Source organism: Sporosarcina sp. FA15, assembly GCF_051550195.1.
Taxonomy (GTDB): domain Bacteria; phylum Bacillota; class Bacilli; order Bacillales_A; family Planococcaceae; genus Sporosarcina; species Sporosarcina psychrophila.
Genome location: NZ_CP188818.1, coordinates 4,168,344 through 4,180,000, shown reverse-complemented (window position 1 = coordinate 4,180,000; position 11,657 = coordinate 4,168,344). Strand labels below are relative to the sequence as shown.

Below are 11,657 nucleotides of genomic sequence, written 5' to 3'. Positions count from 1 at the left end.
TTTTGTACCAGATTCTACGATATCTGGATATATTGTTCCTTGTGCTAAGAAGTCAATTCCTTCAAGTTTACGCGCTTCTTCTTCAAATACGCGAATAAATTCATTGCCGATAATTTTACGCTTCTCTTCTGGCTCGTCTACCCCTTTTAGTTTACCTAAGAAACGCTCGCTTGCATCCACGTAAACAAGGTTATCCCCCAAGTCTTTTTCGAACATTTGAACAACGCCCTCAGACTCGTTTTTACGCATTAAACCATGGTTTACGTGCACACAAATTAATTGCTTGCCGATTGCCTTAACTAATAATGCCGCAACAACTGACGAATCTACACCACCTGAAAGAGCCAATAATACTTTCTTATCGCCTACCTGTTTACGGATTAAAGCAACTTGATCATCAATGAAATTTTTCATATTCCAGTTAGCTTCTGCCTTACATGTATGGAACACGAAATCTTTTAAAAGTGCTATCGTTTCCTTTTCACTTGGCCATTGCTCGAATGTTTTAAGTGCTTTCGTAGAAGGATGACCCACACTAATTACCGGAATGTTTAAAGCGAATATTTCATCTAATACGTCAATCGCTTCACCATCAACGATATTATTTTCACCACCATTTAAAATAATTCCTTTTACCGTTTTTAAACCTTCAATCGTTTGTGATGTAATATCATGAGGGTGAATCTCACTATATACACCTAAATCACGAATCCAACGGGCTATTGTCGTATTCTCACTACTACCTAAATCCAATACTAAAATATTGTCCTGCTTCAAGATGATACAACCTCCTTTTAATTTTATTATTCCAGCCTTTTCCGGCTATTTTACCAATTTTTTCATCGTGCAACATAACTATATTCCAAACGTTCCACAAGGCCTTTTCAAATAGAGAAAAACGCGTCAGAAAGTCCAGCTTTCTGCGCGTCTCATCATCTATAAAAAAGCGAACAAAGCTCATATATCAATGAGCTAAATCCACCTTCATAGCCAAGTCATTTTCGGTAACTTGTAGAAACATCCGAACCGTATTATCGGATATATATGAGGGCACCTTGGGCTTGTTCTTTTTTCATCTTACTTCTATTTACGACAAAAATCAACCCGAAGACCTATTGATTAAATCTTCCCATATTTCCCGCAACACTACCCATTCGTGTTCAGTTATATTTCCACCGTAAAAACCCTTTTCATATGCAGTTGTAAGCATTTTCATTCTTTCTCCACCGAAGTAGTTGTCAACACTCGTTGCATAATCAGATAATGTCATACCAGTTGCCCGCTTCAAACCAGAACGATCCAGTTGTTTCAATAAACTGTTATAGCGCTTTGTAAATGTTAACCAATCTTCTTGTTTAGTACGATGGACATAAACTAGCACTTTAGGCAGCCACTTTACCCTACTAACGAATATTCGCCAGCCGGCAAAAATGACTATTAACACAATCACACCTATTATCCACATATTATTCCGGATCCAAGTACCCATAGTTTTGAAAATCTCACTATTTTTGAAGTTCCTATCTGCTTTAACCGTTTTTTCAGCCTGCTCTTTCTTTGGTTGTTCAGGCTTTTTCACTTCCGGTGTTAGTGTATCATCAAGGTTCAACTCGATATCATATTCAATATCCGTTAAGCTACTAAATCCAATTGTCGGTTCGTATGGCATCCAGCCAATACCAGGCATATATGCTTCAACCCATGAATGCGCCTCATTATTCGTAATTTGATAAACTTTCTCCCCTTCGTCATTTAAGACAAATTCTCCGGGAGCAAAACCTTTTACCCAACGTGCTGGAATATCAATCGAGCGCAACATGACAACCATAGACGTGGAAAAGTTATCGCAGTATCCCTGTTTGGTATCAAAGAGGAACTGATCTACATAATCATCGCCTGCTTTTGGAATAGCGACACCTTGCTGAGTATAAACAAAGCCATTTCTTCCAAAGTACTTTTCGATTGCCTTCGTCTTCTCGTAAACACTTTCCTGATTTTCTGTTATGTTTTTTGCAAGTTCCTCCACCCGTTCAGGTAATTGCTCTGGAAGTTGTAGGTACTGAGTTAAATCTTCAGCTACCTCTGAAAAATCTCCCATCCTAGTAGCCCTTAACTTTTTCAAGCTGTAATCAGGCTCTGTGAATTCGACTTGATACGAATCTAGGACCCCTTCCTTGCCCTCAATTTCTGTACTGTACTTTCCTGCCCCTTCCAAGTATTGAAAAACAACATCCTTTGTTGCGTATACTTTATTCATCCCATAAGGATAAACGATGAAAGAAAAGTCTTCCGACACCTTCAAATCCGCAAGTTGTTGGGCTGCAGCGTCCACATTTCCTTGACTCGCAATTTCCCCTATCTCCATACCAGGAGTATAACTAGTCTGGGAATCGTCAACAGATACCTGTTCCCAACCTTTTGAGGTGTATGTGTTTTTCGTTTCAATTTTCCAGTATTGTTCATTAGCCACTTTTGCTTCAATGACTAATGTAGAATCCTGCACAAACGAACCACCCAATGTGGAATCATTCGTATCGTATCCACTTTTAGCCACCCCACCTTCCCCACTCCCTTGCACAAATGACTCAAAATAAGGTAGCGGATCTGGCCAGATGGGATCTTGTTTCGGAAGAATGTTGGCAAGCGTTCCACTCACAACAACTGCGAAAAGAAGTGGAACGGATATCGCTAGGAATGCACCTGTTGGAACTGATGTGTTGTGCTTCTCCGCAAGCCTAGTAATCGCAAGTAAACCAAGAAGTAATAACCCCGTCACCATAATTCGGAAAATAGCGCCACCTGCAGCATATCCACCGAACGTATCAATGAACGCTATAAATAGAATAGTCATGATATAAAATAGCAAAATACTTTTCCTTACTTCAATCCAATGACGGATAAGATAGGTCGTCATCCACAGTAGCGCGAAAAACAACACAGTTCTAAATGGATTCGTAATACTTTCCCAGTCACCATTCATGATAATTGGGGCATTCGAAAGGAAGTCACCTGATACATATACTAGTGTTTCCTTTGTAAATAGTACCTTTTCAAAAAATACATAATGAGTCGCTACTACAATGAAAATCAGCTTTGTAGGAACGACTATCCACCACTTTGCTTTTATTAAGGCCAAAAAAAATGATAGCGCCACAAATAATAAAAACAGTGTTAAATGATCTGAATTGGTCAATTCAATAACCGGAATTAGCCATTCCCTTAAAAGGATCAATGCCAGTATATAAAGAATTAGTAGCAGTTGCCTATCAATTCGCGCTCCAGTCATAATCGCACCGCCTCTTTAAAAGCATCTGAAAACTGCTTCTGTTCTAATAAATGCACGGTAATTCCCTTCGATTTTGCAAGTCTAATATCCTCTTCAATCCTTTGCAATGCTGGATCATCACGTTTCACTACGACCATGCAAATGATAGATTCAACGTTTTCCACACTTAGCAGAACTGATTGTATGAAAGGCCCATCGGGGTTCCCCGTGATCAATACAATACTGCCCCCGTGTTGAAACGTGGTTCCAAAGTCAGCTAATGATGCTTCATTCGCAGGCTTAATCTTTGCCAAGTGAACCAACGCCATATGAAGTTGCTCTTCCGACTGTATAAATGGGAATAAGGAGGGTTTAGGGCCCGTCGTCATCAAGGCAAGATCTGCCTGATGACTTGATGCTTCTTTCAATATCGAAGCAGTAAGTTCTACTAGCTCCTCAAACATTTTCGACTCTCTGCTATCCATGATTATAAATAACTCTTGTGATCGTCTATCTTCAAACTCCTTTGTCATCAAGGTCTGCGTTCTAGCAAACGATTTCCAATGAATCCATGTCACCCGATCACCTGACTGGTAATTGCGTACACCCGTTGCCATCGTCGTATCTTTGACGATATTTAATGGCGAGGCCATCGTACCTTGGTCATATTGTGTATTAAATGGTACATAATGAATACCTGTCATTTTGGGATACACTAGAATCATATTCTCTACTTCAATAAATTTCGTTTTTCGGAGCCATCCAAAAAAGTCGGAAATCTCGACTTTCACCCCTTGAAGTATATGTTCACCCCTGGGTATTTTTTCGATTTCGTATTCCCACTCAACTTCTTGACGGAATCCAAAAACAAACAGGCGTTTTAACTTTTCACCTGCCAAAACAACTATTTCGGGCTCTGCCCACTGTTCACTTACAACGGTATAAAGTAAGGGAAATCGATTTTTACGTTTAATAGATAAAGAAACAATCAACTTCTCACCATTTTGCACATGAGGTGTCCGAATGGTACGTTCCACAGTCATTTTCGACATTGGATAGAAAAATAGTAATAGAGAATAGATTATAAAAGGCAATATAATATAAAAAATAGTCCAACTGACCATGCCGCCTTGGAACATGGCAAAAACAAATGTAGAAACCAAGACGAACAAAACAAATAGTAACCGGCTCGAAATATCAATCATTTTCCTAACAGTTGTCATTTCAGCTGAACCTTATCTACAGGTACACGTACTTTCATCAAAATTCGTTCTATAATTTCCGAAGTGGAAATCCCTTCATACTTGGCTTCAGGGCGTAAAATCATGCGATGTCCAAAAACGAATGGCGATAAGTACTGAACATCATCCGGTGTAACGTAAGTTCTCCCTTTTATCATCGCATAGGCCTGACATGCCTTCATAAGCGCAAGAGATCCTCGGGGACTTACACCTAAATAGACATATGGATTATCACGCGTCTGCGAAGCACATTCTACGATATAGGACTTAATAGTATTATCGACTTTAACTTCTGTTACAGCCTTTTGGAGTTCGATTAATTCTTCAAGTGATACTACGGTTTCTAACGTGTCAATTGGAACGGCCTTCTCCGCACGATCAAGTACTTCAATCTCTTCCATTTTCGTCGGATAACCCATCTTCAGTTTAAATAGAAAACGGTCAAGTTGCGCTTCAGGTAGCGGGTATGTACCTTCATATTCAATCGGATTTTGTGTTGCCATGACAAAAAAGGGTTGCGGAATTCGCATCGTTTCTCCATCTATCGTCACGGTGGACTCTTCCATCCCTTCCAATAGAGAGGATTGCGTCTTTGGCGAAGTCCTATTAATTTCATCGGCTAGAATAATATTCCCCATGATGGGTCCTGGCCTAAATTCAAATTCCATTTCTTTAGGGTTATAAATTGAAACGCCTAGAACATCGGAAGGAAGTAAGTCCGGTGTAAATTGAATTCGCTTAAAATCTGCCCCAATTGACTTAGCCAACGCTTTTACCATCATCGTTTTTCCAACACCTGGCACGTCTTCAAGTAGGACATGCCCTCGGGCAAGAAGTGCGGTAACACTTAATTCGGCGATATCTCTTTTCCCAATCATCACTTTTTCGATATTGGTTAAGACTTTCTCAATCATCTCTTTATGTGTCATTTCAATTCCCCCAATTGTCTATTACGCTAAATTTGTCCGAAAATTAACAAAACACACCTTTATAATACAGGATATCTAATTCTCACACAACTTAAGCACTGATTAGAAAATAAAAAGGAGCCCCAATAAGGAGCCCCCTGAAGTCATTTCCAAAAATCATCAAAAATTGTAATCGGCATATGCCGTTTATGCTTTGAACGGAGAAAATGATTCTCGATTGCTGTACGGGGTCCCTCCGGCAACTTTTTACCTTCAAGATAATTATCGATATCGTCATAGGTGACACCGAGCGCTACTTCATCAGGAATAGCCGGCCTATTTTCTTCAAGATCCGCTGTCGGAACTTTCAAGTAGAGATGTTCAGGGCAGCCAAGTTCCTTAAGTAGTTGTTTCCCTTGCCGTTTGTTCAGTCTGTAGATTGGCATAAGGTCTGCACCGCCATCCCCGAATTTCGTATAAAATCCGGTAATGGCTTCCGCCGCATGATCACTCCCGAGAACAATACAATCATGCATGGCCGCAACTGAGTATTGAACCTTCATACGTTCCCGTGCTTTTTCATTTCCTTTAGCAAAATCGGTCAATGTAACGCCACCTGCTGTCAATGCACGTTCACTCGCATCGACAGCTTCTTTTATGTTTATCGTGTAGATTAGAGACGGCTTAATGAATTCCAATGCATCCTGGCAATCCTCCTCGTCAAACTGAGAACCGTAAGGCAACCGGATCGCAATGAATTTAAATCGCTTAGTTTCCTCTTCATCATTTAATTCATCAACAGCGAGTTGAGCAAGTTTCCCGACAAGCGTCGAGTCTTGCCCACCTGAAATTCCAAGAACAAAGCCATTTAAAAATGGGTTTTCCCTTACATATTCTTTCATGAAGTCAATCGATTTCCGAATTTCCTCTTTAGGTTCAATGATTGGCTGCGCCTTTAACTCAGCGATAATTCTATCTTGTAATGTCAACTTCAACAAACCTCCTTAGCCATTAATAAAGTCTTCCACCATTTCCTGGACTTCCTGGATATTGCGCATCTTATTGTCCCAACATTTTTGGCTTAAGTCGACCGGATACTCTTCTGGATTAAGGGATCGTTTATATTCATCCCATAATAACTCCAAGTTGTCTTTTGCGTAATCACGCATTTGTTGAAGAGTCGGATTATTATAGATGATAACCCCTTGTTCCACGACTTTGACGTGTAAGTCCTTCGCTTCAAAATTCGTAACAAACTTCGAGATGAATGTATGGACGGGGTGGAACATTTTGATGCGTTTCTCGGATGCGGGATTTTCATCATACATCGTAATATAATCCCCTTCTGCCTTACCATTTTCTCGGTCAATAATTCTGTATAACTTTTTACGTCCAGGCGTCGTTACTTTTTCGGTTGTCGACGAAATTTTAATCGTATCTTCCATTTCACCGGCATCGTTTTCTATGGAAACAATTTTATAGACGGCCCCAAGTGCAGGCTGGTCGTACGCTGTGATCAATTTCGTTCCAATTCCCCATACGTCTACCCTTGCACCTTGTGCTTTCAAGTTGAGAATTGTATATTCATCCAAGTCATTTGAAACGAAAACTTTCGCATCCAAGAATCCAGCTTCATCCAACATACGGCGCGCTTCCTTGGATAGGAATGAAATATCACCGCTATCTAAACGAACGCCGATGAAATTGATTTTATCACCAAGTTCTTTAGCTACTTGGATTGCCGTCGGAATGCCTATTTTTACTGTATTATACGTATCGACAAGGAAAACACAGTCCTTATGACGTTTAGCGTATGAATGGAATGCTTCGTATTCACTTTTATAAGCTTGAATCATTGAATGAGCATGCGTTCCCGCTACAGGAATATCGAATCTTTTCCCAGCGCGGACATTACTTGTCGCTTCAACGCCGCCAATGAACGTAGCACGTGCACCCCATATCGCCGCATCCATCTCGTGTGCACGCCGACTGCCAAATTCCATCACTATTTCGTCTTTGACGACTTGTTTGATGCGGCTTGCTTTCGTCGCAATAAGCGTCTGATAATTAACGATATTAAGTAGAGCGGTCTCAATCAGCTGTGCTTCGATAAGTGTCGATTCCACGCGAATAATAGGTTCATTCGCAAAAACCAGCTCCCCTTCAGCCATGGAATAAACAGTGCCTGTGAAACGTAGCTCCTTTAGATAAGAGGTGAAGTCGTCTTCATAGCCGAGATCATCCTTTAAGTAAGCAAGATCACTTTCACTAAAATGAAACCCTCTTAAATAATCGAGAACTCGCTCAAGCCCCGCAAATAACGCATAGCCATTACCGAACGGCAAATTTCTGAAAAAAAGTTCAAAAACCGCTTTTCGTTCATGTATTCCATCCGCCCAGTATGATTCCGCCATATTGATTTGGTATAAATCCGTATGTAAAGCCAAGCTGTCATCCGCATATTTCGAACTCATGTCAATCTCCTTCTTCCGCATTCTAATGGTTCAAGTATACACTATTTACCCTATATTCGACTTAACATAACATGATGTGACATATCCTTTTATAGCTTTTTCACAATTATGAATGAATTTGTCCTCCCGAGCCATATTAAAAAGAACTGGTTCTAATATACGAGGAGGTATTTTAATGAAACAAGACAATGAACGAGATGCAAACAAAAACGAGACCTTATCCGAAAAAATAAAAAAAAGAACGATCGAACAAAACGGCATTCATGAAGAATTATCCCGTGAGTTCGCAACCCTCGGTGACCGAAAAAAAGCGATGTTTGATTTTTATCGGTCGACAGAAAAGTAAAATATGAATAAAAAAATGTGAGACTAAATCCTAGTAACAACGGATTTAGTCTCACTTCATTAATAATACGAATAGATATTAGTTACCCGCTTTATAATCATTCAGAAACTCTTGAACTTTAGCTGGATCTGCCTTCAATTCATTCCCTGTGTCTACCAGTGGGCTGACCGTAGAAACAGCCTTCTTCTTGTTCCCTTGATAGAAATTCAGAATTTCATCTTGGTTGATCGAGTAAAGAACGGCTTTTCTTAACTCTTCACTCGTTGATACTTCACGATTTTTTGTATTGAAAAGCAAGTAACTTACAGCATTACTATCATTTTTTTGCAAGAATAGTTTGCTGTCACCTTCAACCACGTCGTATTTTGTTTCTGGGACTCCGTTGAAAATATGGATTTCACCATTGCGTAAAGCTGAAAGCGTGCTGTCCGGATCTTGGATGAAGCGAACTGTTACATTTGAAATTTTCGGTTCGTGCTCTGTCCCCACCATATAAGCAGGGTTTTTATAGAAAATACCTTCGTAATCATTTTTGTGTGACAAAATGTATGGGCCACTCGCGTACAATGTATTGTTGTATTTAGCACCCTCTATGACTGTGTTCTGATCTCCGTAAGGAATGTCTTTACTCACATCAAACGAAGAAACATCATACGTATTAATACTCTCAACTTGTTTTTTCGAGACAATCCCCGCAGATTGGTGAGCTAAATAGTTCAGTACTTGTGGGAATGGAGCTGTTGTTGTCATTTTTACCACTTGATATTTCCCAGTCGCATTATCGGCTTCTTTTTTATCAGAAACAAGCTCCCTGATTTTCACATCCAAGTTCTTCTCAAGCCCTTCTCTGACTGTTGCATCACTTCCTGATTGCAAAATATCGAGATCAGATAGATCTGTGACTACTTCCACTTCGTTAATATGTTCATGTAAACTATACGTACGGTGATCCGGTACTGAATTCGGGTCTTTTGCACGATTCATCGAGAAGATGACATCGTCCGCTCCTACGCGTTCACCAGTATCTACAGCTTTTCCGTCTGTAATTGACGCAAAATTGATATCATCACGAAGAAGGAAGTAATAATCTGAATTGCCCTCTCCGATGCTGTGATTATAAGATAAAGAGCCGTCTGAAACAACAACGTCATCATCTGTCAAGTTAACGAGACGCACATACATATTTGTATTCAATGTATTGATAGATCCATCATTCCCTTTAATAGGATCGAGGGACGTCAAAGTTCCAATAGCTTGCTGAATGATTAATGGATCCGTATCTCTTTTTGATTTGTCAATGAAATCAATAGGTTCCCAGGCAATTGCACGTGATTTAGCAAGCCTAACTGTGTCTACGTCGAGAATGTCTTTATTAACTCCCTGTGCTTTAAATGAATTATAAAGAGGTGCAATGTAAGCTTTGTCAAACACTAGACGCTGTTCTAATTGCTTGTATGTCTCTGCAAACTCATCAGACGTTTCTGTACTTGCCTTTTCAATCAATGTATCAACTTCATCATCAGCCATAATACTGTTATCACCGTCTGATTTGAACAGTGCTCGAACAGCATAATCGGGGTTCCCCGTAACTGTCGTCCAGCTAGATAATGCGACATCATAATTCCCTGCATCTTTCTGTGCAGTGAAGCTTCCGTAATCAGGCTGAATATTCAATTTCACATCAAAGCCATTTTTTATAAGCTGATCTCGTACAATATTCATATCTTCTTCCCCAGAACCCATACCCAGAAGTTCGATGACCACCTTACTTTTATCCGTCTTTGGTTCTGTATTGTCATTCTTTTTATCGGAAACATCCGATTTCGTACTTACACATCCGGCCAACACCACCATAATTGCTATTAAAATCGTCAATAAACTTTTCTTCATTATTAATTCCCCCTTATTATTGTTTGGTATTTATGTTCAATCCATTCTTGGATCAAATGCATCACGCAATCCATCTCCCAAAAAGTTAAACGATAATACAAGTAAGATAATCGCAAGCCCCGGGATAATGGCTAAATAGGAATGCGATTCCAAGTATGTGCTACCGATTTTTAAAATATTTCCCCATTCTGGAATATGCGGTTCCACACCGAGTCCTAAGAAACTTAAGCTACTCGTCGCGATGACAGCGCCCCCGATTGTCAGTGTTGCCTTGACAATCATCGGCGCGAGCGAATTCGGCACTATCTGTCTAAAGATAATAGAGAAGTCCGATGAACCGAGCGCACGTGCTGAATCGACAAATTCATAGTTCGACACCATCATGACATTCGCACGCATCGTTCGGGCATAGGTTGGGATGGACCCCACACTAAGCGCTAAAATAAGATTCGTCGTATTTGCTCCAAATGCCGCAATGATAGCGATTGCCAATAAAATTCCAGGAACGGCATATAGTACATCAAGCAATCGCATTATGATATTGTCCGTCCGCTGACTGTAATACCCGGCTAATGCACCTAAGAATCCACCAATAACTACCGGTATGGCCGTTGAAGCAAACCCTACAAGAAGCGAAATTCTTGCACCAAAGATGATTCTTGAAAACAAATCCCGTCCGAAATTATCAGTGCCAAACGGATAGACAAGGCTCGGTTTTTGAAGTATTGCACCATAATCATTTTCAACTGCCATATCGTAGTCAAACGTAAATACACTGCAAACGGATATGGAAAACATGAGAGTGATGAAAAACAAACCAAGTATCGCCGTTGAATTACGGGTAATCTTCTCCCACATCGTATTCCACTTCGAAATCCTAGACTGATCATGACTGCGAACCTTTAAAATCAAGCTATAGCCAAGCAATAGTGCAAAAATATTACCCGTCAATGTGGTAAACAGAAGTAATATGGCAACAATCATCATCCAAGCTGGCGCACTTTCTTCCTCAACATATTTCGCTGTGAGAACAAGTGTCACGACTTGAAAAATCATTATTCCTAGCAAGATAATCATTGCCGTTAAAAATGAATCCGCCACATATGACTTGAATAAATTAAGTGATGATATCGCGATGATAAAAACCTGAGTAAGCAGCATATAAACGGCAAACGTATATTCAGGTGTCTTCTTCTTTTTAATAAGATTAAATGCAAATGCTACAGTGAAAATATTACCCGTCATTATACTAAACAGCTGTATGTAGCCGAGCTTTCTTGTCGAACTTCGAATTTCACCTATTGTCAGAAGGTCTCGCTTCACCATCCACGTAAGAATCATTTGAAAAATAGTGAACAACGCATAGGCCGCAAATAAGCTGAAGACCGAACTTTTCAACTCCCCTTCTTTGAAATTGAAACTGTTCAGTAGCAAGACGACTGTCAGGATTAAAGAAATAATCCATGTGAAATTTGCTTGTGTATATTCCCTCGATAATTTCAATGCATGTTTTTTATTTAGATTCACCTTCAC

10 protein-coding genes and 1 riboswitch (1 of these 11 only partly in view) are annotated in these 11,657 nt (G+C 39.9%); of the genes, 1 reads left to right on the top strand and 9 read right to left on the bottom strand.

Features of this window, described 5'->3' with window-relative positions:
- The 7 genes from guaA to ACP8HG_RS19850 all read right to left on the bottom strand — a co-directional run.
- Positions 1-780 carry the 5' portion of a glutamine-hydrolyzing GMP synthase gene (gene guaA, locus ACP8HG_RS19880; protein WP_438298681.1) on the bottom strand. Its footprint begins 528 nt before the window's first position, so only the first 780 of its 1,308 coding nucleotides appear in the window; its start codon is at positions 778-780; its stop codon lies off the left edge, out of view.
- Positions 740-961 (bottom strand): hypothetical protein, encoded by a 222-nt coding sequence (locus ACP8HG_RS19875; RefSeq protein ID WP_067205553.1) that lies wholly within the window; start codon positions 959-961, stop codon positions 740-742. The genes guaA and ACP8HG_RS19875 overlap by 41 nt, the downstream gene beginning before the upstream one ends.
- Positions 962-967: 6 nt before the next feature.
- Positions 968-1,068, bottom strand: a riboswitch (purine riboswitch).
- 31 nt (positions 1,069-1,099) lie between these two features.
- On the bottom strand, positions 1,100-3,286 hold the full coding sequence (locus ACP8HG_RS19870; protein WP_438297748.1) for a DUF4129 domain-containing transglutaminase family protein: 2,187 nt from the start codon (positions 3,284-3,286) through the stop codon (positions 1,100-1,102).
- Entirely contained in the window at positions 3,283-4,488 is a 1,206-nt protein-coding gene (locus ACP8HG_RS19865; protein ID WP_438297746.1) for a DUF58 domain-containing protein, read from the bottom strand. The genes ACP8HG_RS19870 and ACP8HG_RS19865 overlap by 4 nt, the downstream gene beginning before the upstream one ends.
- Positions 4,485-5,435 carry an AAA family ATPase gene (locus ACP8HG_RS19860; RefSeq protein WP_067205537.1) on the bottom strand — a complete coding sequence of 317 codons (951 nt, stop codon included), beginning with the start codon at positions 5,433-5,435 and terminating at the stop codon, positions 4,485-4,487. Before ACP8HG_RS19860 ends, ACP8HG_RS19865 begins: the two co-directional genes overlap by 4 nt.
- A 143-nt stretch (positions 5,436-5,578) precedes the next feature.
- The gene (gene nadE / locus ACP8HG_RS19855; RefSeq protein WP_340766315.1) at positions 5,579-6,403 is read right to left on the bottom strand and encodes an ammonia-dependent NAD(+) synthetase; all 825 of its coding nucleotides are present in this window, start codon (positions 6,401-6,403) and stop codon (positions 5,579-5,581) included.
- 15 nt (positions 6,404-6,418) lie between these two features.
- Complete coding sequence (locus ACP8HG_RS19850; protein ID WP_067205531.1) at positions 6,419-7,888, bottom strand: nicotinate phosphoribosyltransferase; 1,470 nt, start codon at positions 7,886-7,888, stop codon at positions 6,419-6,421.
- A 175-nt stretch (positions 7,889-8,063) separates the two neighbouring features.
- On the opposite strand from ACP8HG_RS19850, the gene ACP8HG_RS19845 reads away from it, so the two are divergent.
- A complete protein-coding gene (locus ACP8HG_RS19845) occupies positions 8,064-8,234 on the top strand; it encodes a hypothetical protein (RefSeq protein ID WP_438297742.1) in 171 nt (56 codons plus the stop codon).
- A 78-nt stretch (positions 8,235-8,312) separates the two neighbouring features.
- Here the strand turns inward: ACP8HG_RS19845 and ACP8HG_RS19840 are convergent, their stop codons facing one another.
- Both ACP8HG_RS19840 and ACP8HG_RS19835 read right to left on the bottom strand, forming a co-directional pair.
- Positions 8,313-10,124, bottom strand: a complete 1,812-nt coding sequence (locus ACP8HG_RS19840; protein WP_438297740.1) for an ABC transporter substrate-binding protein — start codon at positions 10,122-10,124, stop codon at positions 8,313-8,315.
- Between the two features lie 36 nt (positions 10,125-10,160).
- Positions 10,161-11,657 (bottom strand): ABC transporter permease, encoded by a 1,497-nt coding sequence (locus ACP8HG_RS19835; protein WP_438297738.1) that lies wholly within the window; start codon positions 11,655-11,657, stop codon positions 10,161-10,163.